The sequence below is a fragment of the Rheinheimera faecalis genome, assembly GCF_021290965.1.
Lineage (GTDB): Bacteria > Pseudomonadota > Gammaproteobacteria > Enterobacterales > Alteromonadaceae > Pararheinheimera > Pararheinheimera faecalis.
Window position 1 is genome coordinate 89,650 of the sequence record NZ_JAJOYT010000009.1, and the last position, 23,861, is coordinate 113,510.

The window sequence follows — 23,861 nt, forward strand, 5'->3', positions numbered from 1 at the left end:
AAGCATAACCGTTACGCTTGCAATAAGAAACAGTCCGGATAAAATTGACAATACTTTTTTATAGTTATGCCCAAAGCAATTGGAGAATGAAATGAGTGAACATATTCTGCAGGTGTCAGACGACAGCTTCGAAGCCGACGTGTTAAAAGCTGCTGCCCCTGTCCTGGTCGATTTTTGGGCTGAATGGTGTGGTCCGTGCAAAATGATTGCACCTATCCTCAACGAAGTAGCACAAGAATACGCAGGTAAAGTAACAGTGGCTAAGGTCAACATCGACCACAACCCTGGCACGCCACCAAAATTTGGTATTCGTGGTATCCCAACTTTACTGTTATTCAAAAACGGTCAGGTTGCAGCGACCAAAGTTGGCGCTTTATCTAAAACTCAGTTAAAAGAGTTTTTAGACAGCAACATCTAAGTCAATCACAAATAGGCGTATTTTTATACGCCTTTTTGTTTTTTACGGCTGGACGACTGAAAATTATCCTGCTAATGTGTAACGCAGCAACAAATCCCTGTAACCACGCTTTTCCGTTGACTAAACCTAAGCCTACTTCCTTTTAATCAGCGGCAAGCAATTTAATTCTGTTTGACCAACAAGAACCCATCATATGCATTTAACCGAACTAAAACTGAAGCCGATTAACGAGCTGGTTGATTTAGCCGAGTCTATGGGCCTGGAAAACATGGCCCGCTTACGTAAGCAAGACATTATTTTCGCTATCTTAAAATCCCACGCCAAAAACGGCGAAGAGATTTTTGGTGACGGCGTTGTTGAAATTCTAACCGATGGCTTCGGTTTCCTACGTTCTTCTGACAGCTCCTATTTGGCTGGTCCGGACGACATTTACGTCTCTCCAAGCCAAATCAGACGCTTTAACCTGCGTACTGGTGACACCATTTCTGGCTTAATTCGCCCGCCAAAAGAAGGCGAACGTTATTTTGCATTGCTGAAAGTGAACGAAGTGAACTTCGGTCGTCCTGAGCAAGCACGTAACAAAATTCTGTTTGAAAACTTAACGCCGCTGCACGCCAATTCCCGTTTACGGATGGAACGTGGTAATGGCAGTAAAGAAGACATCACAGCCCGTGTATTAGACCTGGCCTCTCCTATTGGTCGTGGTCAGCGTGGTTTGATTGTTGCACCGCCAAAAGCCGGTAAAACGATTTTGCTGCAAAACATTGCCCAGTCTATTGCTGCCAACCACCCTGAATGTGTGCTGATGGTATTGCTGATTGACGAACGTCCGGAAGAAGTGACCGAGATGCAGCGTTTGGTTAAAGGTGAAGTTGTTGCTTCTACCTTCGACGAACCAGCCAGCCGTCACGTTCAGGTTGCCGAAATGGTGATCGAAAAGGCCAAGCGTTTAGTTGAACACAAAAAAGACGTGATCATATTACTCGACTCTATCACCCGTTTAGCTCGTGCATACAACACTGTGATCCCAAGCTCAGGCAAGGTATTAACAGGTGGTGTAGACGCCAACGCTTTACACAAACCAAAACGCTTTTTTGGTGCAGCCCGTAACGTGGAAGAAGGTGGCAGCTTAACCATTATCGCTACAGCTTTGGTCGATACCGGTTCGAAGATGGACGAAGTGATTTACGAAGAATTTAAAGGTACAGGTAATATGGAATTACACCTGTCTCGTAAAATTGCTGAACGTCGTATTTTCCCAGCTATTGAATTTAACCGCTCAGGTACCCGCCGCGAAGAGCTGCTGGCCTCACCTGAAGAGCTGCAGAAAATGTGGATCCTGCGCAAAATTCTGCATCCAATGGATGAAACAGACTGCATGGAGTTCCTGATCGATAAACTGTCGATGACCAAAACCAACGACGAGTTTTTTGAGTCGATGAAACGGCAAAAAAATAGTTAACCCCTCAAACCGGCCTTGTTGCCGGTTTTTTTTATGTGAGAAAACAGCAGATGACAACTCCGCAGATCGTAGTCATTGGTGGTGGTGCCGGTGGATTGGAACTGGCAACCAGCCTTGGTAATAAATTTGGCCGTAAGGGCAAAGCGGCTATTACCCTGATAGACAGAAACTCCACTCACATCTGGAAACCTTTGTTACACGAAGTAGCAACTGGCACGCTGGATGTGGATATTGATCAGGTCACTTATCGTGCTCATGCCAGAGCTCATGGCTTTGACTTTCAACTCGGTACCTTTACCGGCCTGAACAGAGCAGAGCGTCAGGTGACCCTGGCTGCCGTGCTGGATGAAAGTGGTGAAGTGGTGCTGGAAGAGCGCCGCATTCATTACGATTATCTGGTGCTTGCCATTGGCAGTGTATCGAATCACTTTAATACGCCAGGTGTGCAGGAACACTGTATTTTCCTCGACAGCCCTTCACAGGCTAACCGCTTTCATCGCCGTTTACTTGAAGCCTATTTAAAGCTGAACTCTCCTTTGCATCCGAAAGAAAATCTGAATATCGCTATAGTAGGAGCTGGAGCAACTGGTGTTGAACTGGCGGCGGAACTGCACCATGCAGCAGCAGAACTGAATTTGTACGGCTTTAACGATATGAAACGTGACCGCTTAAAAATCTCTGTGATTGAAGCTGGTCCCCGTATTCTGCCAGCACTGCCGGAACGTATTGCAGCAGCAGCGCACAAGGAATTGCTTAAACTGGGTGTAGATGTGCGGGTCAGTACCAAAGTCACAGCTGCGGACGAACATGGCCTGCAGCTGGGTGATGAACATTTACAGGCAGAACTGATGGTTTGGGCTGCTGGTATTAAAGCGCCGGATTTCTTAAAAGATTTAGATGGTTTAGAAACTAACCGCATTAACCAGTTGATGGTATTGCCTACTTTGCAAAGCAGCATAGATAGTCAGATTTATGTCATTGGTGATTGTGCAGGTTATCCGTTGCCGGATAACAAATGGGTGCCACCACGGGCTCAGTCGGCGCATCAGATGGCCAGCCATGTTTTGAAAAACCTGACGGCTGCTTTGGCAGGTAAAGCCCAGACGGCTTACAAGTACAAAGATCACGGCTCACTTATTTCATTGAGCCGTTTTGGTACTGTAGGTAACCTGATGGGTAATCTGGTCGGTGGCGCCATGATGATTGAAGGCCGTATTGCTCGTCTGGCTTATGTATCTTTGTATCGTATGCACCAGGTGGCCTTACATGGCTGGTTCCGCACAATGGTGATTTCGGTGATAGGCAAAATCAATAAAATCATCAGACCACGCTTAAAGCTGCATTAAAACCAGATTACAGATCACTAAAACGGGTTTCAGCCTGCTCTGGCACAAAAAGCCGGGTTTGCTGAAATCCGCTGTAATGCGGCTCCAGCAGTTGCTTTTCCTGCTCTGAAAACCAACGATACATCGCACTCTTGTACTCTGGCTTTTGTTTTAATTCATTCAGTGCCGCGTCAATATCTGTCATCCAGCCTTTACCTGTTTCGGTTTTAGAACAGCTGACATAGGTGTAAGAAAAGCTTGGGATTTCCGCTATTGGTCTGAACTCAAGCTGGACATCTTGCCCTGCTTCCGCACTGAAATAGCGTAAACGATTCGGATAATCTATAACGTAATCTACCCGTTTTGCCGCCAGTAACTGTGCCGGATTCATAGTGGTCATTGAACTGCCACCCAGATTACTGCCAGCTTTATTAATTTGCGCAGCAATCACTGCAGGATAAGCCCGGTCATTTTCAATCAGCCCAAGTAAATCCGGATCTTTCACCAATGTTTTCATCTGCACAGCTTGTTGTGGGTCAAAGGTTTTAAGTTTTTCGTGCTGCTGCAGGCTATTGACGGCAAGATTAGGCAATAAACCAGCAGGCTGAGAAAAATAGCTGCGTTTGTCACGATCAGGCGTATAACGTAAACCGAAGGTACAGTGACTTTCGTTGGTTGTGGCCGACACTTTAACGATGCGGGCCAAATGAATTTGATGGATCTTATGTTGATACTGGGGTAAAGCTTTTGTCAGCTGAGCTAACAGCAAATCAAAGGAGCCTTGTCCGGCATAAGCTCCTTCACTGATACGGTAAGGCGGCCAATGGCTGGTATACCACTGCATCACAGGCTGTGCAGACGTAGTAAAAGCACATAAGATCAAAACGATAAAACTACTAAACTGCTTCATCCAGCCTCCTTGCAAAGAAGCAGTACAGTAGCAAATGCCTTGATCAGCAACAAGGTCGTTCGTCGCAAGCAAAAGTCAGGTGTTAAGCCTTTGCTTGCGCCTTTTTTTAATGCCTAATCAATCACTAAGTGAATGATGGGGTCGACAGTCACAGCGACAGGCTCAATACTCAAAGCAGCCAGATATTCGGTTTTAGCGTGTTCTGCCGCTTCCATAGTGTCGGCGTGAACCCGTGCTAATAGATCACCTGTAACCACTTTAGCGCCCAAAGCTTTTACATCACTGAAACCCACAGCCATGTTGATCACCTGATCCGGGTGAGCACGGCCACCGCCTAAACGAACCACAGCCATACCAATAGCAGTGGTGTCGGCTTTATTCAGATAACCAGCAACAGGAGCTTTGATATCCAACACGACTTTGGCTTTGGCCAGATAGAGTTCAGGTTTTTCCAGTAAGTCGGCTGGACCACCTTGGGCCGCCACCATTTTACTGAAAATCTCCGCAGCTTTACCGCTGGTTAAACTCAGCTCTAAGGCAGCAATAGCACTGGTTTTATCTTCAAATAAGCCACCTAACTGCAACATGCTGGCACCTAGTTCTAAAGTGACCTGATGCAAACGTGATTCACGGTATTTACCCGTTAAATAGTCCAGCGTTTCCAATATTTCCAGCGCATTACCTGCTGTTGCACCCAAAGTCTGGTTCATATCTGTTAATAAAGCCTGAGTTGGTACACCAGCACCTTTAGCCGTATTCACAATACTTTTGGCCAAAGCTGAAGCGTCTGCGACGTTTTTCATAATGGCGCCTGAGCCAATTTTTACATCCATAGTCAAAGCCTGCAGCCCAGCGGCCAGCTTTTTCGACAAGATAGAGGCAGTAATAAGCGGAATAGATTCGACAGTAGCCGTTACATCACGGATTAAATACAAACGTCGGTCAGCAGGAGCCAACTCGCCACTTTGCGAGACAATAACGCAGCCTTGTTGTTTCACTAGCTGTTGGATTTTATGCAAAGGCTGCTGACACTGATAACCCGGAATAGCTTCCAGCTTGTCGATAGTACCACCAGTATGACCTAAACCACGACCAGCGATCATAGGTACATAAGCGCCACAGGCAGCAATCATAGGGGCTAGCATTAAACTGACTTTATCCCCTACACCACCTGTACTGTGTTTATCCACCACAGGGCCATCGAGCATATCAGTCCAATTCATCACAGCGCCTGAATGCTGCATAGCACGGGTTAAAGCCACAGTTTCTGCTGTGCTCATGCCATTCAGATAAATCGCCATAGCAAGTGCTGCCGTCTGGCCTTCACTGAAACTTTGATCCGTTAAACCACGGACAAATTGTGTGATAGCAGCTTCAGTCAAGGCGCCGCCATTACGTTTTTGTTTAATAATTTCCTGAGGTAATAACATCATGTACTCCAGACTCAGAATTTTTTGCTATTAGCCAGAAACAACGGCGTGAAGGCGCTGGGTAATAATTGTTCCAGTGTCCATTCCTGTTGTTGCTCTAAATGATTGCAGCTACGCACCGGGCTGTCCGGTGTAAAAAATTCAGCAATCACCTGACGACAGATCCCACAAGGCGGGGTCAGTTGCTCTTGTGGGGTGTACACCATCAGGCCAACAAATTGACGCTCACCGGCGACAACAGCAGCAGCTATCGCATTACGCTCAGCGCAAATAGTGCCACCATAAGAAGCGTTTTCAACATTGCAGCCAGAATAGATTTTGCCACTTTTGGCCTGAACTGCGACACCGACCGGGAATTTACTGTAAGGCGCGTAGGCCTGTTCGGATGCTGCCTTCGCAGCGCGGGCTAATTCTGCCCATTGGATACTTGTTGTCATACTCTGATTTCTTGCAGGTCATACGGCCTTAGGTTATGCGCCTAAAGCCGTTCAGAATCAAGAGCAAGCTGGTTATAAAACCAACAAATGCAGCAAAAAAGTTAAACTTGTACTGCTTGCGTATGTTTTTTATGCAACAAATAACTGAAATAACTGACGGTACCCAGCAGCCAGACCGCCAGTATAGGGATCAGCCAGTAGGCGGTCGCAATACCCACTTGTTGTGCCGCTAGACCTGTGCCTAAAGCCGCCGCCTGATAGCCAATAGAGCCACCAATATTGGCAAGACCTGACAACACAGGACCATTAGCACTGTCCAGATCCATAGCTGCCGTTAACATCAGCGGGAATATAGCGCCTAAGCCTAAACCCAAAGCAAAGTTACCCAGTTGCAATAAAGCCGGCACAGCTGTGACTTTTACCAGTACTGCACCACAAAAAGCACAAAGCACCAAAATCATCAGGAGCTGGGCGCTGGTAAACCAGCGTAAAAACAATGAAAAACTTAAGCGGCTCAGCACCATACCACCGGTAAAAAAGGCAAAAATTAAGCGCGACTGTTCAGTACTTAAAGCTAAACCCTGACTGGCATAAGTGACAAACCAGTTACCATGACCCCACTCTACAGCGCCATAACCAAACATCATCAAAGCCAACGCAAAAAACACAGGTTTTTTCATCACCTGACGGTACGACAAACTCCCTTTGGCATGTGTCATATGAGCAGGGCTTTGATGAGTACGACCTAAATACCAGGCGAATAGCGCTGTTCCGGCTAAAAACACCGCCAAAATGCGTAATGGCCAACGCCAGTCTTCGATACCCCAATACAACACCACCACATACAAAGGGGCAGCTAAGGTGCCTAAACTAAACATAAAATCCATAAAGCCCATCATACGGGCGCGCTTTTCGACATACAGCCGGGCAATCAGGGTATGGCCTATAGTGAATAAACCTGAGCAGGTTAAACCCAGGGAAAAAACAAAAAACAACAACAAGGGCCAATACTGCACAAAAGACGCACCAATAATCAGCACCACTAAAGTCAGTAATAACACCGCAAACAGAGGCACAAACTCAAACTTCTGCACATACTTGCCGCCTAAAAACGCGCCGGTAATAGAACCCATAGACAAACAGGCAAAAAACAAGCCGCTGGCGGCAGGAGACATCTGCAACTGCACCATAATGTCAGGCAGCAAAATACCCCACAAAATACTGAGTAAACCCAATAACATAAAACTTAAATACACCAGTACCGTCACTTGCCGCTGATACATGGGTTCTCCTTAAAATGAGGGCGTTAATACAAAAGGGTCTGCATCCAGATAAGCAGGAAACTTTTGTTTAAATTGTTGTAAAGCATCCAGGTTCAGCTCTGCCGATACCACACCAGGTTGCCCGATGGACAGTTCAGCCTGGATTTGGCCTAAATAATTCACCACCATACTGTCGCCGCTGTAGTTCAGGCTGTTGCCATCCGAACCCATACGATTGCAACCCAGCACATAAGCCTGGTTTTCAATAGCACGGGCCTGCAATAAAGTCCGCCACACCTGACGTCGCGGCTCTGGCCAGTTCGCCACATAAATCAACACATCGTAATCCTGTTGATTGCGGGCAAACACCGGAAAACGTAAGTCATAACAGACCTGCAAACAAAATCGGAACCCGAGATAAGAGACGATCACCCGCTCAGATCCTGCCTGATAATGCTGCTGCTCGCCCCCCATCCGAAACAGGTGACGTTTATCGTAAAACTGCACCAAACCGTCCGGTGTCACAAACAACAGTCTGTTAAAAATCTGACCTTCGGCAGAAATAGCCACTGAACCACAAATGGCCGCATCTGCAAGCTTAGCCTGCTGCTGCATCCATTGTACTGTAAGCCCTTCCATAGTTTCAGCAATACGCGTCGAATCCATGCTAAAACCCGTATTAAACATCTCGGGCAACACAAAAAGTTGCGCGCCTTTATGCTGTTGGATCTGCTGCTCGAAATATTGATGATTGGCAGCACTGTCCTGCCAAACCAATTCGGACTGAATTAACGCTACTCGGATAACTGACATAAAATCTCCGTCGCCAAAGCTAAAGTCTGAGGCTCTTTGGCAAAACAAAAGCGGATTATACGCTGGCTGGGCGGCTGACGATAAAACACCGACAACGGAATAGCTGCCACTTTATGCTCGCGGGTCAGCCACTGACAAAACGCCACATCATCCAAATCACTGAATGCACTGTAGTCGGCCAGTTGAAAATAGCTGCCACGACAAGGTAATAAAGACCAGGCCGAATTCATCAAGCCGTGACGAAATTGATCACGTTTTTGCTGATAAAAAGCCGCCAGCCCCCGCACTTCACCTGGCTGTTCGAGCAGTAATTGAGCTATTGCATGCTGAGCCGGGGTAAAACTGGAGAAGGTGACATACTGATGAATTTTCCGAAACTCTGTGGTGATCTCAACAGGAGCCACGGCATAACCCAGCTTCCAACCCGTGACATGAAAGGTTTTGCCAAAAGACGATACCACCACTGTGCGTTCAGCCAGTTCAGGGTATTGATTGGCGCTTAATTGCGGTGTGCCATCAAAAACTAAATGCTCATAGACTTCGTCGCTGATGCAATACAAACGGTGCTTTAACACCAGCGCCTGCAACGATAACCAGTCCTGGTGGCTAAACACAGCTCCTGTTGGGTTATGCGGGCTGTTGACAATAATCAGCCGCGTTTTTTTGCTGATTTGTTTTTCTAACTGAGTCCAGTCCACCTGATACAAAGGCGGCAACAAAGGCACATGCACAGTAAAACCACCCGCCAGCTCGACTGCTGGCTGATAGCTGTCGTATGCAGGGTCAAAGACGATCACTTCATCACCAGCGCGAACTAAAGCCTGAATAGCGACAAACAAAGCCTCAGTGGCGCCACTGGTGACAGTAACTTGCTGATCCGGGCAAATATCCCGCTGGTAACAAGCTTGTACCAAAGCTGAAATTTGTTGTCGCAGCAATAGCACCCCAGGCATTGGCGCATACTGATTCAACCCCTCACGGGCTGATTGCGCCAGCAATTCAATCAAACGTGGATTGGACGGGAAATCAGGAAAACCCTGAGATAAATTAATAGCCTGATGCTCTGCCGCTAACTGCGACATCTGACTGAAAATAGTGGTGCCTAAGGCGGGCAATTTACTTTGTAACTTCATAATCTGATCCCACAACAGCACAAAAACAATAAAAAACTGACTGGCCTGACAAAAGAACGAATGCTATCATCCAGACAGTTTTATGTGTAGACGTCTAAACATCAAGATGAATCAATCTATCCAAACCAATCAACTCAATCCTTATGCAATCCAGCTTTGTACTTTAGGTCGCTGGATAGCTCAACGCCAGTGGCTGCCTTTCGGCAGCGGACTATTCTCGATACGCACTTCTGAGCATAGCGCGCTTTTTACAGCGCCTGATAAAGATAAAACCGAGTTAAGCCCTGCTGATTTAATTCCACACGACTGGACAAGCCAAAATCAACCAGACACAGCAACAGCTATCCATCAGTTTTTGTATCAGCAAAACCCGCAGCATAAAGTGATACTGCAAACACATGGTGTGCAAGCTACTGTTTTCTCTCGTTTAATCAAAGCAGACCAACACCTCTTTGTTGGTTATGAATTGCAAAATCTGGTGGCAGTTTCTGTAGAGCAACGCAGTTGTTGCCCTTTGGCTATTTTAGATCCGCAAAACACAGAGCTTACTTTGCAGGAATTACACCAACGCTTTGCTCGTGAAGCTTTACCCCATGCTTTTTTAATACGGGGCCATGGTTTAACTGTCTGGGGCGACAGTATCGACAGCGCAAAACGGCATCTGGATACCTGGCATTTTTTAATTGCCTGCGAACTGGACCGTATTAAAGCAAGTTGTCATTTTAATTAACAATTTAGGCGTTATACTCAGTCCGCTTGCTTTAAATTGGCGTCATTGCCCCAAAGTGGGGCAGCACTGACCAGACTCGGTTCAGTGCGCCTGGTAGACAATAAAAAAAACCTTTAGAATCAAAGCCGTGAACATATGGTTCTATTTTTGCTTAAGTTATGGGTCTTTGGTAACAATTGTGAATTATTATGGCCATACATAGCTCGATGCGCGGCCTACGCTGTTTTTGTGTCGCCGCCGACTGTTTGAGTTTTAAAGAAACCGCACGTCAGTTGTATCTGACTCCTTCGGCTGTCAGTCACCAAATTAAACAGCTGGAATCAGAGCTTGGACTGGACCTGTTTTTGCGTCAAACCCGTTCCGTTGAGCTGACAGCACAAGGCAAAGCCTTTTATCAGGCTTTGTTACCGCTGATGCGTGAACTGGAACAAACTTTACGTACTTTTAGCCTGCAGAAAAACCCGACCGAAATCAGTATTTCAATGCCAGAGTTTTTTGCCAGTGAGTTATTTGTGCCGAAACTGGTGGGTTGGTCAGAACAACATCCTGATATCAACTTAAAAGTTGAAACCATTAAATCACGGCAGGATCCGGCTAAACATACCGACCTGCAGATTTTATTGGCCAGTGCCAAACCTACAGACAAAATAGCTTATGAGTTGTTTCCTATCAGCTACGTGCCTGCCTGTAACCCGGCTTTGTATCAACAATTGGATGGATTAGGTTTTGAAGCGCTGACCAAAGTGCCTTGTCTGGTGCACCAGGCCAGGCCCTGGTCCTGGCATCAATGGGCTGAACAACTTGAACTGGAAGTCTTTACGCCAAAACAAGTGATCCAGCTCGACAGCATGTTCAGCGTTGCCCGCGCAGCTCAACAAGGTTTGGGTATAGCGCTAGTGCCTTGGCCTATCAGCCATTCCTGGTTTGCCAGCGGTAGTTTAAAACGCCTGTTCAGTGAAGAACTGGAAAGCCGCGATAAATATTATCTGGTGCAACACGAAACGGACCCGAACAAACCACAAATTCAACTGCTGGTGAATTGGATACTGCAAAGCTTTCAGCGTGCATTTTAACGATCTGTTGCTGTAAACCCCGCCTTATTTTTTCCTTGTTTTTTATAGCCGTTGTTACTTACAGGGATGTAGGTAAGAGCGGACTCCAGATACAAAATCTCCGCTGCACTGATACCGCTAAAGGCTGCATATCAACTCAAAGTTACATTTTCTAGCGCACCATAGATGAATTTCGCTCAACTATCAGATGGATTTATATCCTTTGTCAGTTCTTCAGGAACTTTCTAAAGTAAGCACAGTGCAGTGACTAACCTGCACTTTGAAATGAAATTACTGAATTGAGTACTGGAGAGTAAATTATGAAAGCGACATCCCTTAGCTTTGGCAAAAAAGTAGCAGTGATGCTGTTGGCCTCAAGTTCTTTTGTCGCCAGCGCAGCCACCAGCGGTTTCAAGATGGTATTAATCGAAGACACCCCTGGCGTGAGCAAAATTAAAGCAGGTCTGTATCAGGATGGTGTTGCAGAAGCAACAGCAGCAACAGACAAGCAAGCAGACGCGTTCAGTAAACACATGAGCTTATGTGTGGCATACACCCACATGGCGGAGTTTAAACAGGCAGAGCAAGCATGCAGTTCAGCCATTTATGCCGCCCGTCGCGCCGAAAACTCAGATACGAGCTACAAACGCGAAATGCGTTCATTTGCTCACACTAACCGTGGTGTAGCCCGTTTGATGGGGCAAGATCCTGTTGCAGCTTTAGCTGATTTTCAACAGGCCACTACGCTGGAGCAAAGCGAAATTAACCAGCACAACCTGGCACTTTTAAATGAAAAAATGAAAGCAGTCAGCCCTGTGTACACAGCGTCAACCTTAAACGTGGCAGATTAAATAAGTACTGTCATCTAAAGGAACTAGACTGGGCGCCTTACTAGCGTTGGCGCCCGGATTTAGGAGGATACAGATATGTCATTCCATATACCGCAAGATCACGACCTGCACCATCATTGGTTGAACTGGTTGTTACAACACTGGTCTTTTTACCGGCAAATTTCGGTAAGCCAGTGGGATGTTGATGACGAAGATTTTCAGCAGTAATAAGATCTTGTTGTAGTGATGCCTGGCTTCCCCGGCCAAAGCATGCAACTAAGATCTGACCTCACTGTGAGCAGACAAGCCACCTCCCCCCTGTCAGGTTTGTCTGCTTTTTTCTTTTCCCCTTTTTCCCGTCGTACTTGCAGCCATAGCTTTGTTGACTGCGTGCTTTCGCCCAAGTCGCATAGTGGACTATGCTCCTCGGGTCTCAATCCCTTGTCGCCTCGCTCTGACAGCAATTACTTAGGGGATATATGTTCGTACTTGCAGCCAGACGGGCGGGGATAAACCCACGCCCCTACAGTTGACTGCGTGATTTCGTCCAAATACCAATGTGAACGCCAGACGGGTGGGGCAAGCCCACGCCCCTACATTTGGATGCATGTGTTCTCCCCCAGAATAAACATCAATCAGGTTCGCTATAGTTTTTCCTTATTAAGCTGTCATAATATCCCCAACTTGAGTTAGTCAGAGAAATCCTTATGCGCGTTTGTGGTGTTGAAATGAAAGGCAGTGAAGCCATTTTATGTTTATTGGCTATAGATAGCGGCCTGTTTGATATTCCGGATTGCCGCACTGTCCGCTTGCCGTTACTGAAAGATCAGGACAGCGAGCAGATGAAGAAATTCCAGTTTGTTTTTGCCAAACTGGCTGAAGACTACAAAATCGACACTTTTGTCATTCGTGAACGCCCACAAAAAGGCAAGTTTGCCGGTGGTGCTGTTGGTTTTAAAATGGAAGCTGCACTGCAGTTATTACCTGATGTCAAAACCGAAATTCTGACCAGCTCTTTTATTAAAGAGCAGCTGGCGCGTCATCCTGTGCCTATCGTATTTAAAGAAACAGGTTTAAAAGGTTTTCAGGAAACTGCTTTTATTACGGCTTATGCATACTTGGCTAAGTAATACCCGGTTTGAAAGGACAAAGGCAGCAATTTCTTGCTGCCTTTTTTGTTGTTTAGCCCTTATGCTTTAAAAGGTAGGCTTTTAAATCCTGCTTCACTTCAGGCAATAACAAATACAAAGCCAGAATATTTGGCACTGCCATTAAAAAGATCATTGAGTCGATAAAATCAAATACCGCCAGCATATTAGGCACGGCCCCTATAGCGACGACTGAACAAAACAGCACTTTAAAACTACGCTGGGTAAAATCGCTGTGGCCAAATAAGTAAGTCCAGGACTTTAAGCCGTAAAAAGACCAACTCACTACGGTTGAATAACCAAATAGCAATAACGCCACCATCAGCACCAGCGGGAACCAGTCAAACACCGAACCAAAAGCCGCTGAGGTCATTTGTACACCATCTAAACCAGGCTGCAGATAGACACCGCTCACCACTATCACTAAAGCGGAAATCGTACAAATCACGACAGTGTCGATAAAAGGCTCCAGCAAACCAACAAAACCTTCAGACACAGGATCTTTAGTACGGGCTGCTGAATGCGCTATAGGCGATGAACCTATACCGGCTTCGTTAGAATAGGCTGCACGGCGAAAGCCTTGAATTATCACACCTATCACACCACCATAAGCAGCTTCAGGCGCAAAAGCGCTGCGCAATATAGTCCAAACCGCATCAGGAATAGCCTCTACATTCATCCCCAGAAATACAAAAGCAGCCGACAAATAAATAGCACACATTAAAGGCACTAATTTACTGGTGACACGGGCGATGCTTTGAATACCACCAACTATCACCAGGCCCACTAAAAACGAATAGACCAGACCAAAAACCCAGGCATTATCAAAACCTGTCACCAGCTTGACCTGAGAAAAACCCTGATTCACATGGACAAAACCAGCAGAGCCAAATACACAGGCAATAGCAAAAAAGGCCGCTAAAAAACTACCCAGTCGTGGCAAACCATATTTATCTAAAGCAGCTTTGATGTAATACATAGGGCCACCCGAAGTGGTGCCATCGGCGTTGTAGACCCGGTATTTCACCGCCAGCGTACATTCGACAAACTTGGTGGTCATGCCCAAAAAGCCAGCCACTATCATCCAAAACGTAGCGCCTGGCCCACCCAAAGCAATGGCTACAGCCACACCGGCAATATTGCCTGTGCCCACAGTGCCGGATAAAGCCGCCGACAACGCCTGAAACTGAGTGATATCGCCTTTGTCGGTTTTATCAGCGTAATCGCCGCGCACCACCCGTATCGCATGGCGAAAACCGCGGATATTGATAAAACCCAGATAACAGGTAAAAACCACAGCACCCAGCACCAGCCACAGCACTGTGACAGGCAAAGCGGCGCCATTAATCGGAATGGCATAAAACACTACAGAGGCAATGGCGGAACTGAGCCACTCAAAGGCCTGCTGAAAACTAAAATCGGACATACACACGCACCTTGGGATCTGGATTTATTACCACCTGATATCCTTCCAGACGGCTATTTTTATAGAAGGCTATCTTCAGCGTAGAACAGAGCCAACGCAAGCTTTTTTAGCCTGAATACTATTGATGTCACCGAATTGCCATCAGTTTTAAGCTTTGCTGTCATCTTCAGCTGGCAGGATCTGCCCCAATCCACTGCTGTTGGGGCTTTCTGATGAAGTTGAACTGGCTTGTGTTACTTGTATTGCTGCTACCACTGAGCTTAAAAGCTGAACCTAAAGTTGTATTGGTCAGCATAGACGGAGTTCGCTGGCAGGAAGTTTTTGCCGGAGCAGACCCTACCCTTTATCAGCAATCACAGTGGGTGAAAACACCGGAACTGATCCGGGCCTTTAAACCAGGTCAGCCAGAGCTTTTGATGCCCTTTTTGCATAAAACAGTCAAGCAGCAAGGCATTACGGTCGGCGACCGTAGCCAGGGTTCAGCTATTAATGTCAGCAACCCTTATCAGATTTCATACCCAGGTTATCAGGAATTACTGGCTGGATTTTCCGACCCGTCAATTCGCAGCAATAACAAAGTCGCCAACCCTAATGTCACAGTGCTGGAATGGTTAAACCAACAGCCACAAATGCAGCATAAAGTAGCGGCTTTTGGCTCCTGGGATTTGTTTCCTTATATTTTAAATACCAAGCGTTCAGGCCTGACGGTCAATGCCGGTTTTATGCAGGAACAAGGAAAACTGAGCGAAAAACAAAAGTATTTAAACCAGTTGCAGGCCAAAACACCAAGCCCTTTTGCGTCAGTACGGCTGGATGTATTTACTCAGGAGTTTGCGCTGGAGCATATGCGCCTGCATAAACCTAAATTGCTGTATATAGCGCTGGGGGAAGCGGACGATTTTGCCCATTTAGGCCAATACGACCAATATCTGGCGGCTATTCACCGCAGTGATCAGTTTATTGCTGACTTATGGCAGGAATTACAAAACGACCCTTATTACCGTGACCAAACCACTTTACTCATAAGCACTGACCATGGCCGCGGCGAAGCGGCACAATGGCGCTCTCATGGTAAAAGTGCAGCTGTGCCTGGTTATAAAGGGCCAGTACCGCAAATTGCCGGCTCAGAACAAATCTGGTTGGCGGCTATGGGGCCAGAGATTCCGGCTGCTGGTTTAATTCGCACCACTGGAAGCTGGCAACAAGGCCAGATGGCTGCAACTTTAGCTGCAGCTTTGGGTTTTGATTATCAGGCGGTACAACCTAAAGCTGCACAAGCCTTTGATTTTAACGCCTCAGCTCAGTTGGCAGTATCTCGTAAAGTTCCAGCGGCAGATCATCAGGGTCTTTAAAAAAGGTGTAAGCCCGCTCTGTGTAAGGGTCGATCCGCACAGGCTCTACTGCAATACCATTGGCTTCCAAATGCGTTACCACTTGAGCGACATCCAGCACCTGAAAAGCCAGATGGCGTAAGCCCTGAGCTTCAGGTGTGCTTGGCCTTGGTGGTGGATTTGGAAAAGAAAATAACTCCAGTTGACTACCATCAGGCAACTGCAAGTCCAGCTTGTAAGACAAGCGTTCAGCTCTGTAATGTTCAGCCAGAACTTTTAAACCCAGAATTTCTGTATAGAAATGTTTTGAGCGCTGATAATCACTGCAAATCAGCGCCACATGATGAATACCGGCTAACATAGCAACAACCCTTGGCAACTATTAATACGCCTAGTGTGCCAGTTGCAGCTAAAATCAGCCAGTTTATACCCCAGGTAATTCAGGGATGAATGGTTTAAAAATTCGATAAAAATTCAGAGCGAGTCGCTGGATCCGATTTAAAAGCACCGCCCAGCGCCATGGTCTTAGTGCTGGAACTGGTATCCATCACACCACGGGACTTCACACAATAATGCACAGCATTAATGCTGACCGCCACATCTTTTACACCCAGCAAAGCCTGCAATGAAACCTGAATTTGCTGAGTTAAACGCTCCTGCACCTGAGGCCGCTGCGCAAAAAACTTCACGATACGATTTAGCTTCGACAAACCTATAATCTTTTTGCCAGGTATATAAGCCACAGTGGCAGTGCCATCTATAGTGACGAAATGGTGCTCACAGGTGCTGGTAAAGCTGATGTTCTGCACCTTGACCATTTCTTCAGCACGCATTTTATTGTCGATCATCGAAATCTTTGGAAAAGTGCTGTAATCCAAACCGGAAAACACTTCATCCACATACATCTTGGCAATACGGGCAGGAGTTTCAGCCAGACTATCGTCACTCAGATCCAACCCAAGGGTTTGCACCACTTGCGTCATCAATTCAGTTAAACGCTGTTTTTTCTGATCATTGGACAAGCCATTGTCCAACATAGGAGTTTCCAGCCCAGCAGCCTCAAGAGCGCCGCGTACCACTAAAGCAGATTCAGTTAACATAAAAGCTCTCGCCGCTTGTTATCAATAGTCCATGTTATACGCAGACCACAGAGAATTGGTTTAGTTTGGTGAAAGGGTGTTAAAGCGGGCTGATGTGTTGCTTCTAAACTCTGTGAAACAGCGCTTGAATGTAAACAGAAGCACAGCTGTATAAAATTAGCTGGAAGCCATCTGGTAACCATTTTGACTGCATGGCATAGTCTCGTCGTACTCATGGCATATAGTTGTCGTATTAAAAAAGGGATCTCTCATTTATTGTTTGCTTGAACTTTATAGAGGGATTAAATAATGGACATGCAAATAAACATCGAATTAGTTAAATCGCACAGAAACAAAAGAGCTTGGAGCCAAACTCAACTTGCTGAGGTTTCCGGGTTAAGCTTAAGAACTATTCAACGTATTGAAAAAACAGGTTCGGCTTCTCTGGAGTCAATAAAATCTATCGCATCAGTGTTTGAAATCGAGGCACAAAGCTTACAAACAACTCCTGATTCCCCAGTAAAAAATATTAAAGTGAAATTAAGTGCATTGCTTGGTGTTGTTTCTATAACGTTGTTTAGTTTTTTCGTGGTAACTGCAACAGCTCAACCTGTGATGTTAGATTTACAGTTAAAGTCTAGTGGCGAGACCATTGCAGATGTTCAAGTCTTAAACGAAGAAAACTTTGAAAGCGAAATACTAGTTTCTAATAAGGTGAGAGTCTTATTAACCTCTGTAATTGAAACTAACGATACTATTAGAGTTTTTACAAAGATTTATGATCTATCCTCCGGACAAGAGGTATTAATTGGTGCCCCTTCGATGGTCACAAAACATCAAGAAAAAGCAGAAATTCATTTCGGTGATTTTGAATTGTTACTAACTCCAAATTTGTAGAGAACACAAGGCGTTCAATGCACTTCTGGAGTAGCGGACTAACGTCCGCAGTGCTGTCAACTATTACGGTCCAAGTTATCTCTGTTGTGAGAGTTAATACAGCTCCGTAATTCAGGGGCAGTTTTTGCAGTAAGCGTCATTGTCGCCTTTTATGAATTGCATCCCTGCAATTCACCCTGCGGGCCAGCCTTCGGCTGTTAGAAAGTGCTTCCTGCACTTTCTTACTTTGGATAACTTTATTTTGGCGAAGCAAAAGAAAGTATCTCGCCAACGGCGAAAGCTTTTAACCTAACCGAACCCTACCAAAAACAAAGCCGCTAAAAAGCGGCCTTGTCCAAATCACCTAGCGACGCATCTACACTACAAAGTAAAACGCCCCACCATATCTTCCACTACTTGCTTCATCAGCTTATCGTGCACAGAACGGCGGCGGTCTGCTGCTTTGGCACCTATAGACACCGCATCACTGGTGCCTTGTACCAATTGGTCGTTGTAAGCGGCATAGTCTTGCGGCACATAAGGCTGGCAATAGCCGTCGATACAATACACATAAGTATTGGCAACTATTTGATCGGCATCTTCCTGCGATTGCACATTGTTCCACTCGTAAAACCAGATGGCACGGCCGTTTTCGACCAAAGTTACACTGGCATTAATGCTGGCACTTAATACTTCAATGCCGGCGATCATGGCTTGTTCGTTTTGTTTGGCGTACGTATCAAGTAAATTGGCCATATAACTGTCGACCGCTGTTGGAACTTTGCTGCCACTATTTGTGATGTAAAAACGTCTGTCCCAGCGCGCGTCCTGGCCAGCCTGAGTGACACCACGTTCTAGCGAGTTAATCTGAAACATGGCGTCGGCTTTGAGTTTTTTTGCTGCATCCAGATGAGAAGTCGATACTGTCATTTCGTTTTGCAGTACTTTCCAACTGATCACACCAAAACCTGCTTTGGCTAACGAGCTTTCAATTTGCGCCATTTCGACACCACAAGTGGTTTGCATCACATTGGTTTCAGCGCGGGCTGTACCAGTGCGCTGCGACTGTGATTCGCTGACGCAAAAATCCGGAGCCTTAACAGCGATAGTGGCAAGACGTGGGAAGTTAGCCTCAAAACCCTGCCCCTTAGTAATAGTGGCCGGTATCCTATCGTTCGCCGCACTCATTTTAAAGTTCGACTCCACCTGATAATAGTCATAAGAGCTACAACCGGTCATCAATACTGCCAGGCCTGCAAGGCAGATAAGTTTCAACAGATTATTCATACTTCTATTCCTTTTTCTTTTTTTTGCGTGGAAGATACAGTCTGTATAGAGCATTAGTAGATTTGCCAGTACAGATCCGGTGGCGTAGAGACTTCAACCTGACGGCCAACAACTCTACCCTCTTTATTAAAGGCTTCCAGATTACTGCAGGTTACGGCCAGCGGGATCACCAGACTGCGACCTGTTTTCAGCTCACGCGCCAGCACTCTGTCGTTGCTGTCGTCATTGGCGTCACAGGAACGTTCGACAATACGGTCTATGGTTTCGCCAGTGGAATTGACCACTGTCAGTTCGGGGGCTTTAATAGCTGGGCTATAAGTCTCCGCGCAGGCGTTTAAAAAAAACAGGCAGAGACCGGAGAAAAAAATGGGATATATCTTAGTCATTGATCTGGCTTTAGTATTTTAATTATTCCAGACCAGAGTATTAGACAAATTAAAAAGCAGTCAAGTATTGATCGTTTTTTCACGGTGAATTTTTAGCTTTTGCCTTGTTTTTCCATTCTTTTTACCTCTAACCACAACAGTTCCATTTCATCCAGATGACTCTGTGCCGGGCTAGAGCCTTGCTCGACCAGCGCCTGCTCTACTTGCCGAAAACGTCGCTCAAACTTTTGATTGGCCTGGCGCATGACTTTTTCCGGATCAAAACCTTGTTTACGCACTACATTGACCAGCGCAAACATTAAATCGCCTAACTCTTCTTCCAGTTCAGCCGCACCTGTTGGTAATTCTGCCACTTCCTGAATTTCTTCCTGCACTTTATCCCAGGCACCTTCTACATCAGGCCAGTCGAAGCCTACCTGCGCACAACGTTTTTGCAGTTTGTAGGCACGGCTTAATGCCGGCATGGCCAGCGGGATATTATCCAGCACAGAGGTTTTGCCAGAAGCTGTGCGTTCTGTGGTTTTTATCGCTTCCCAGTTTTGCAGTACGGCTTTGCTGCTATCTAAATTCATATCAGCAAACACATGAGGGTGGCGGCGAATGAGCTTGTCGTTAATGGCGGCAGCGCAATCGTCAAATTCAAAACGGCCTTCTTCTTTGGCAATCTGAGCGTAAAACACCACCTGAAATAACAAGTCGCCCAGCTCGTCTTTTAGCTCGGCATAGTCTTCGCGGGCTATCGCATCCGCCACTTCATAAGCTTCTTCCAGCGTATAAGGCACTATGGTCTGGTAGGTTTGTCCTTTATCCCAAGGGCAGCCGTTTTGTGGGTCCCGAAGTCTGGCCATAATGGCCAATAGTTGCTGAAGTGGTTGTGACACAGTTTGTCCCGCAGAAGAAGCAACCGGAGCTAAAACTCCGGCGCTATTGAATTTAAAATTAATGAAACCGTTTCGCTTCGATCACATCGTCAATCTGGCTGACTTTAGTCAGCAGTTTGTTCAGTGAATCCAGGTTATACAGCTCCATCGTCATAATGATAGTGGCCGTTTGCTGCGAGATATCCGAGTTACTGCTCATCCGCAGCACGTTGGCTTTTTCATTGGCCAGAATGCTGGTGATGTCGCGCAATAAGCCATTGCGATCGTGCGCCACAATACGAATAGTGACTTCATAACCTGAGGCATATTTATCGCCCCATGTTGCTTCCACTACCCGTTCACGATGCGCTTCCTGCAAGGTTTTAAACTGATCGCAGTCGTCACGATGCACAGCAATACCGCGGCCCTGAGTGATATAACCTACTATCGCATCACCTGGCAGCGGCTGACAACAACCGGCCATATGGGTTAATAAGTTACCAACGCCCTGCACCACCACATGGCTTTTCGGCTGGGCCGACATAGGTTTGCTGATCAGGCGCGGATCAATTTCAGGCTGCTGAATTTTGCCCGACTGGCTTTGAATATAATGCACCACTTGCGTGACTTTAATTTCGCCGCCGCCAATACCGGCCAGTATCTCTTCCATACTGTTGACGTTAAAACGCGCCAGCACTTTAGGAATATTGTCGATACTCAGATTCAGGCGGCTTAATTCGGTATCCAGCAGCTCTTTACCTGCCGCTATGTTTTTATCTCTGTCCTGCAGGCGGAACCAGTACTGCACCTTGGAGCGGGCGCGGCTGGATTTTAAATAGCCTGAGTTCGGATTTAACCAGTCGCGGCTTGGGTTTGGCTCGCGGCCTGTTAAAATTTCAATTTGATCGCCGGTTTTCAGCTGATAGGTAAAAGGCACTATACGGCCGGAAATCTTGGCGCCTATGCAGCGGTGACCCACATTGGAGTGAACATAATAGGCAAAATCCAACGGTGTAGAGCCAACAGGTAAATCAACAATATCGCCTTTAGGGGTAAAGACATAAACCCTGTCTTCGGTGACCTGATTTTTTAACTCTTCGGCTAAATCCGAGCCATCAACCAGCTCTTCCTGCCATGCCAGCAGTTTACGTAACCAACCAATTTTTTCGTCCAATTGGCCTTCGCGGGACGCATGACCCGTACCTTCTTTATAACGCCAGTGCGCAGCAACACCCAGTTCGGCATCGTCATGCATCTGATGAGTCCGAATTTGAATTTCAACAGGACGACCCGCAGGGCCAAGCACAACTGTATGAATAGACTGATAGCCATTTTGTTTCGGCGTGGCGATGTAGTCGTCGAATTCTTTCGGCAGGTGGCGCCAGGAGGTATGCACTATACCCAAAGCGGCGTAACAATCCTGTACCTTGGTGGTAACAATACGCACGGCACGAATATCGTACAGCTGATCAAAAGCCAGCTGCTTTTTCTGCATCTTTTTCCAGATACTGAAAATATGTTTAGGTCGGCCGTACACTTCAACTGAAATAGCGGCGTCCTGCATTTTTTGCCGCACTGAAGCGACAAAATCCTGCATATATTGTTCACGGTCTAAGCGTTTTTCTTCCAGCAAACTGGCAATTTGTTTGTAGGTTTGTGGGTGCAGGTAACGAAAGGCTAAGTCTTCCAGCTCCCATTTGATTTGACCTATACCCAAGCGATTGGCCAGCGGGCCAAAAATAGCATTGGTTTCTTTCGCCGCCAGTACACGGGTTTCTTCATCGGCGTTTTTAACCGAACGCAGGTAACAAATTTGTGCCGCCAGCTTCAGTACCACGGCGCGCACATCTTCCACCATGGCCAATAACATACGACGCAGGTTGTCGGCTTGTTGTGGATTACTGCTTTGATTTGGCCCAACCGGAATAGAACGAATAGCTTCCATCTGGCGCACAGCATTTAACATGGTCAGCACTGCTGAACAGAACTGTGTTTCCACCTGTTCCAAATCAAGCAGCTTTGCTTCAACCAAAGGAAATAACAGGGCTGCAGTTAAGGCATCTTTGTCCATACGCAAATCAGCCAGAATTTCGACCATTTCCCAGCCCGTTTGTACTTCGGGCTCCTGATCAGTCAAATTCTGTTGATGTAACCAGAGCTCAGCATCCAGCAGCGCAGTTATTTTTGCGTCAGGTAAACCTAAGGCACTTAACCAGCTCTGAGTGCCGCCTGGGTGGTATTCGGCGCTATGTGATTGCCTTACCGTCACCATTCGTTACTTTCTCCTGTGAAACAAAGCCATCAACTCCAGATGGCTGGTTTGTGGAAACATGTCCATCACACTGATTTTATCCAGCTGATAACCACAATCCAGTAAAACTTTCGCATCCCGGGCAAAAGTGAGCGCATTACAGGACACGTACAATATCTGTGCCGGACTTAACCGCGCTATTTGCTCTACAGCTCCAACAGCACCAGCACGGGCTGGATCAAGCAGTACTTTTTGGTACTTTGGCTTATTCCAATCGGCTTTTGGCCATGGCAGATGCAAATCAGCCTGACTAAAACTCAGGTTCGTCAGGCCATTGAGCTCTGCATTGGCTTCAGCACGCTGCACCATAGTGGTGACACCTTCAAGGCCATGCACCCATTTGACGCGTTGCGCTAAAGCCAGACTAAAGTTACCTATACCACAATAGAGTTCTAACAGCTGATCGTCAGGCTGCAGATTGAGCCAATTCAGTGCCTGTTGCACCATTTGCTGATTAATACCCTGATTTACCTGAATAAAATCAGCAGCAGAAAACTTTAGCTTTAAACCCAAAGCAGGCAACTGGTAACAAGGTTCAGCTGTTCCGACTTGCCAATGCTGATAAAGTTCAGGCTCTGCTTCGCCTATCCATATGGCTTCTGGCCAGGCCTTAATCAAAGCTTGTTGATCAGAGTCCGGCAAAGGCCGGATATGCCGCACTATTAAATACACCTGACCATCAGCATCCAGCGCTTCAACATGAGTAATAGCAGAGCCTTGTTGCAGTTTTGGCAGTTGCTGTTGCAATATACTAAACACCGAAGTTAAAGCCGGACTAAGCACCATACAGTGTTCAATGGAGGTAATAACTTTGTCGTTGGCTTTACGAAAACCCACAGTAAATTGCTGTGTTTTTTTATCAAACCAAATGCCAATACGGGCTTTACGTCTATAACCCTGGCCTTCGCTTTTCAGCGGTGTCTGCCAGGGTAAGCTGGTTAAGCCGGTTTGATGGCGGATTAGTTGATCCACGCCCTGTTGCTTAAGCTCTAACTGGTGTTCTGCTGACAGATACTGCAGCTGACAACCACCACAATCGCTAAAATGCTTACAAAGCGGCGCCTGACGCAAAGGCGATGCCTGCAGTACTTTCACCACTTTGCCTTTGGCCGATTTGTCTTTTTGCTCTGTTAACTGCACTTTCACCCGCTCACCGGGCAAAGCTCCACTGACAAAGACAATACGCTTTTGCTCAAAACCTATGCCCTGAGCTTCGTGATCCAGACGTTCAATCTGTACTTCGATTTGCTTTAACTGTTGAGGTTTATCTCTGCTGCCTTTGGCAGCCTGATAAATTTTGACCATCTGGATTTAGTACCTGTGGTGGGCTTTTTGTAAGCCTTGTGTCATTATCA

General features: G+C 46.5%; 24 protein-coding genes. 10 read left to right on the forward strand and 14 right to left on the reverse strand.

The window, feature by feature from the left end; translation table 11 throughout:
- Positions 1 to 91: 91 nt before the first annotated feature.
- From trxA to LSG34_RS15095, 3 genes are all read left to right on the forward strand, one after another.
- The gene (trxA, locus tag LSG34_RS15085) at positions 92 to 418 is read left to right on the forward strand and encodes a thioredoxin TrxA (RefSeq protein WP_046518974.1); all 327 of its coding nucleotides are present in this window, start codon (positions 92 to 94) and stop codon (positions 416 to 418) included.
- Between the two features lie 193 nt (positions 419 to 611).
- Positions 612 to 1,880 (forward strand): transcription termination factor Rho, encoded by a 1,269-nt coding sequence (gene rho, locus LSG34_RS15090; RefSeq protein ID WP_233009933.1) that lies wholly within the window; start codon positions 612 to 614, stop codon positions 1,878 to 1,880.
- A 50-nt stretch (positions 1,881 to 1,930) separates the two neighbouring features.
- Positions 1,931 to 3,226 carry an NAD(P)/FAD-dependent oxidoreductase gene (locus tag LSG34_RS15095; protein WP_233009935.1) on the forward strand — a complete coding sequence of 432 codons (1,296 nt, stop codon included), beginning with the start codon at positions 1,931 to 1,933 and terminating at the stop codon, positions 3,224 to 3,226.
- Positions 3,227 to 3,233: 7 nt separating this feature from the next.
- Here the strand turns inward: LSG34_RS15095 and LSG34_RS15100 are convergent, their stop codons facing one another.
- The 6 genes from LSG34_RS15100 to LSG34_RS15125 all read right to left on the reverse strand — a co-directional run bounded on the left by LSG34_RS15100 (position 3,234) and on the right by LSG34_RS15125 (position 9,190).
- Positions 3,234 to 4,115 (reverse strand): TIGR02285 family protein, encoded by an 882-nt coding sequence (locus LSG34_RS15100; RefSeq protein ID WP_233009936.1) that lies wholly within the window; start codon positions 4,113 to 4,115, stop codon positions 3,234 to 3,236.
- 113 nt (positions 4,116 to 4,228) lie between these two features.
- Positions 4,229 to 5,545 (reverse strand): thymidine phosphorylase, encoded by a 1,317-nt coding sequence (gene deoA, locus LSG34_RS15105; RefSeq protein ID WP_233009938.1) that lies wholly within the window; start codon positions 5,543 to 5,545, stop codon positions 4,229 to 4,231.
- A 14-nt stretch (positions 5,546 to 5,559) separates the two neighbouring features.
- Entirely contained in the window at positions 5,560 to 5,982 is a 423-nt protein-coding gene (locus tag LSG34_RS15110) for a cytidine deaminase (protein WP_233009940.1), read from the reverse strand.
- 101 nt (positions 5,983 to 6,083) lie between these two features.
- A complete protein-coding gene (locus LSG34_RS15115) occupies positions 6,084 to 7,265 on the reverse strand; it encodes an MFS transporter (RefSeq protein WP_233009941.1) in 1,182 nt (393 codons plus the stop codon).
- A gap of 9 nt (positions 7,266 to 7,274) precedes the next feature.
- Complete coding sequence (locus LSG34_RS15120; RefSeq protein ID WP_233009942.1) at positions 7,275 to 8,057, reverse strand: amidohydrolase; 783 nt, start codon at positions 8,055 to 8,057, stop codon at positions 7,275 to 7,277.
- Positions 8,039 to 9,190 carry a methionine aminotransferase gene (locus LSG34_RS15125; RefSeq protein WP_233009943.1) on the reverse strand — a complete coding sequence of 384 codons (1,152 nt, stop codon included), beginning with the start codon at positions 9,188 to 9,190 and terminating at the stop codon, positions 8,039 to 8,041. Before LSG34_RS15125 ends, LSG34_RS15120 begins: the two co-directional genes overlap by 19 nt.
- Positions 9,191 to 9,272: 82 nt before the next feature.
- Here LSG34_RS15125 and LSG34_RS15130 point away from each other — a divergent pair, with 82 nt between their 5' ends.
- The 5 genes from LSG34_RS15130 to LSG34_RS15145 all read left to right on the forward strand — a co-directional run bounded on the left by LSG34_RS15130 (position 9,273) and on the right by LSG34_RS15145 (position 12,932).
- Positions 9,273 to 9,920 (forward strand): class II aldolase/adducin family protein, encoded by a 648-nt coding sequence (locus LSG34_RS15130; RefSeq protein ID WP_233009944.1) that lies wholly within the window; start codon positions 9,273 to 9,275, stop codon positions 9,918 to 9,920.
- Between the two features lie 188 nt (positions 9,921 to 10,108).
- The gene (locus tag LSG34_RS15135; protein WP_233009945.1) at positions 10,109 to 10,993 is read left to right on the forward strand and encodes a LysR family transcriptional regulator; all 885 of its coding nucleotides are present in this window, start codon (positions 10,109 to 10,111) and stop codon (positions 10,991 to 10,993) included.
- 299 nt (positions 10,994 to 11,292) lie between these two features.
- Entirely contained in the window at positions 11,293 to 11,823 is a 531-nt protein-coding gene (locus tag LSG34_RS15140) for a tetratricopeptide repeat protein (RefSeq protein WP_233009946.1), read from the forward strand.
- A gap of 75 nt (positions 11,824 to 11,898) precedes the next feature.
- Entirely contained in the window at positions 11,899 to 12,030 is a 132-nt protein-coding gene (locus LSG34_RS20765) for a hypothetical protein (RefSeq protein WP_269822918.1), read from the forward strand.
- A gap of 479 nt (positions 12,031 to 12,509) precedes the next feature.
- On the forward strand, positions 12,510 to 12,932 hold the full coding sequence (locus LSG34_RS15145) for a DUF3010 family protein (protein WP_264344586.1): 423 nt from the start codon (positions 12,510 to 12,512) through the stop codon (positions 12,930 to 12,932).
- Between the two features lie 52 nt (positions 12,933 to 12,984).
- On the opposite strand, the gene LSG34_RS15150 is transcribed toward LSG34_RS15145, so the two are convergent.
- Positions 12,985 to 14,376, reverse strand: coding sequence for an alanine/glycine:cation symporter family protein (locus tag LSG34_RS15150; protein WP_233009948.1), 1,392 nt, complete (start codon positions 14,374 to 14,376; stop codon positions 12,985 to 12,987).
- Positions 14,377 to 14,588: 212 nt separating this feature from the next.
- On the opposite strand from LSG34_RS15150, the gene LSG34_RS15155 reads away from it, so the two are divergent.
- Positions 14,589 to 15,728 carry an alkaline phosphatase family protein gene (locus LSG34_RS15155; protein WP_233009949.1) on the forward strand — a complete coding sequence of 380 codons (1,140 nt, stop codon included), beginning with the start codon at positions 14,589 to 14,591 and terminating at the stop codon, positions 15,726 to 15,728.
- On the opposite strand, the gene gloA2 is transcribed toward LSG34_RS15155, so the two are convergent.
- Together gloA2 and folE are read right to left on the reverse strand one after the other, a co-directional pair.
- Positions 15,664 to 16,068: an SMU1112c/YaeR family gloxylase I-like metalloprotein gene (gloA2, locus tag LSG34_RS15160; RefSeq protein ID WP_233009950.1), complete on the reverse strand. Its 405-nt coding sequence runs from the start codon at positions 16,066 to 16,068 to the stop codon at positions 15,664 to 15,666. The two genes, LSG34_RS15155 and gloA2, sit on opposite strands and share 65 nt — an antisense overlap.
- A gap of 94 nt (positions 16,069 to 16,162) precedes the next feature.
- Positions 16,163 to 16,807, reverse strand: a complete 645-nt coding sequence (gene folE, locus LSG34_RS15165; RefSeq protein ID WP_233009951.1) for a GTP cyclohydrolase I FolE — start codon at positions 16,805 to 16,807, stop codon at positions 16,163 to 16,165.
- A 288-nt stretch (positions 16,808 to 17,095) separates the two neighbouring features.
- Between folE and LSG34_RS15170 the strand changes: the two genes are divergently transcribed.
- Positions 17,096 to 17,683 (forward strand): helix-turn-helix transcriptional regulator, encoded by a 588-nt coding sequence (locus tag LSG34_RS15170; RefSeq protein ID WP_233009952.1) that lies wholly within the window; start codon positions 17,096 to 17,098, stop codon positions 17,681 to 17,683.
- A 360-nt stretch (positions 17,684 to 18,043) separates the two neighbouring features.
- Here LSG34_RS15170 and LSG34_RS15175 read toward each other — a convergent pair whose 3' ends face one another.
- The 5 genes from LSG34_RS15175 to rlmD all read right to left on the reverse strand — a co-directional run bounded on the left by LSG34_RS15175 (position 18,044) and on the right by rlmD (position 23,811).
- On the reverse strand, positions 18,044 to 18,949 hold the full coding sequence (locus LSG34_RS15175; protein WP_233009953.1) for a hypothetical protein: 906 nt from the start codon (positions 18,947 to 18,949) through the stop codon (positions 18,044 to 18,046).
- 53 nt (positions 18,950 to 19,002) lie between these two features.
- Positions 19,003 to 19,233, reverse strand: coding sequence for a hypothetical protein (locus LSG34_RS15180; protein ID WP_233009954.1), 231 nt, complete (start codon positions 19,231 to 19,233; stop codon positions 19,003 to 19,005).
- Positions 19,234 to 19,427: 194 nt separating this feature from the next.
- A complete protein-coding gene (gene mazG / locus LSG34_RS15185; RefSeq protein WP_332909091.1) occupies positions 19,428 to 20,216 on the reverse strand; it encodes a nucleoside triphosphate pyrophosphohydrolase in 789 nt (262 codons plus the stop codon).
- Positions 20,217 to 20,274: 58 nt separating this feature from the next.
- The gene (relA, locus tag LSG34_RS15190) at positions 20,275 to 22,467 is read right to left on the reverse strand and encodes a GTP diphosphokinase (protein WP_233009955.1); all 2,193 of its coding nucleotides are present in this window, start codon (positions 22,465 to 22,467) and stop codon (positions 20,275 to 20,277) included.
- Between the two features lie 3 nt (positions 22,468 to 22,470).
- Positions 22,471 to 23,811, reverse strand: coding sequence for a 23S rRNA (uracil(1939)-C(5))-methyltransferase RlmD (rlmD, locus tag LSG34_RS15195; RefSeq protein ID WP_233009956.1), 1,341 nt, complete (start codon positions 23,809 to 23,811; stop codon positions 22,471 to 22,473).
- Between the last annotated feature and the right edge of the window lie 50 nt (positions 23,812 to 23,861).

Coding starts and splice junctions, on each gene's coding strand:
- LSG34_RS20765 (WP_269822918.1), top strand. CDS start 11,899: ATGTCATTCCATATACCGCAAGATCACGACCTGCACCATCATTGGTTG.
- LSG34_RS15115 (WP_233009941.1), bottom strand. CDS start 7,265: ATGTATCAGCGGCAAGTGACGGTACTGGTGTATTTAAGTTTTATGTTA.
- LSG34_RS15095 (WP_233009935.1), top strand. CDS start 1,931: ATGACAACTCCGCAGATCGTAGTCATTGGTGGTGGTGCCGGTGGATTG.
- LSG34_RS15135 (WP_233009945.1), top strand. CDS start 10,109: ATGGCCATACATAGCTCGATGCGCGGCCTACGCTGTTTTTGTGTCGCC.
- LSG34_RS15150 (WP_233009948.1), bottom strand. CDS start 14,376: ATGTCCGATTTTAGTTTTCAGCAGGCCTTTGAGTGGCTCAGTTCCGCC.
- LSG34_RS15140 (WP_233009946.1), top strand. CDS start 11,293: ATGAAAGCGACATCCCTTAGCTTTGGCAAAAAAGTAGCAGTGATGCTG.
- trxA (WP_046518974.1), top strand. CDS start 92: ATGAGTGAACATATTCTGCAGGTGTCAGACGACAGCTTCGAAGCCGAC.
- LSG34_RS15100 (WP_233009936.1), bottom strand. CDS start 4,115: ATGAAGCAGTTTAGTAGTTTTATCGTTTTGATCTTATGTGCTTTTACT.
- deoA (WP_233009938.1), bottom strand. CDS start 5,545: ATGTTATTACCTCAGGAAATTATTAAACAAAAACGTAATGGCGGCGCC.
- LSG34_RS15175 (WP_233009953.1), bottom strand. CDS start 18,949: ATGAATAATCTGTTGAAACTTATCTGCCTTGCAGGCCTGGCAGTATTG.
- LSG34_RS15155 (WP_233009949.1), top strand. CDS start 14,589: ATGAAGTTGAACTGGCTTGTGTTACTTGTATTGCTGCTACCACTGAGC.
- LSG34_RS15145 (WP_264344586.1), top strand. CDS start 12,510: ATGCGCGTTTGTGGTGTTGAAATGAAAGGCAGTGAAGCCATTTTATGT.
- LSG34_RS15120 (WP_233009942.1), bottom strand. CDS start 8,057: ATGTCAGTTATCCGAGTAGCGTTAATTCAGTCCGAATTGGTTTGGCAG.
- LSG34_RS15130 (WP_233009944.1), top strand. CDS start 9,273: ATGTGTAGACGTCTAAACATCAAGATGAATCAATCTATCCAAACCAAT.
- LSG34_RS15170 (WP_233009952.1), top strand. CDS start 17,096: ATGGACATGCAAATAAACATCGAATTAGTTAAATCGCACAGAAACAAA.
- gloA2 (WP_233009950.1), bottom strand. CDS start 16,068: ATGTTAGCCGGTATTCATCATGTGGCGCTGATTTGCAGTGATTATCAG.
- folE (WP_233009951.1), bottom strand. CDS start 16,807: ATGTTAACTGAATCTGCTTTAGTGGTACGCGGCGCTCTTGAGGCTGCT.
- relA (WP_233009955.1), bottom strand. CDS start 22,467: ATGGTGACGGTAAGGCAATCACATAGCGCCGAATACCACCCAGGCGGC.
- rlmD (WP_233009956.1), bottom strand. CDS start 23,811: ATGGTCAAAATTTATCAGGCTGCCAAAGGCAGCAGAGATAAACCTCAA.
- rho (WP_233009933.1), top strand. CDS start 612: ATGCATTTAACCGAACTAAAACTGAAGCCGATTAACGAGCTGGTTGAT.
- LSG34_RS15125 (WP_233009943.1), bottom strand. CDS start 9,190: ATGAAGTTACAAAGTAAATTGCCCGCCTTAGGCACCACTATTTTCAGT.
- LSG34_RS15110 (WP_233009940.1), bottom strand. CDS start 5,982: ATGACAACAAGTATCCAATGGGCAGAATTAGCCCGCGCTGCGAAGGCA.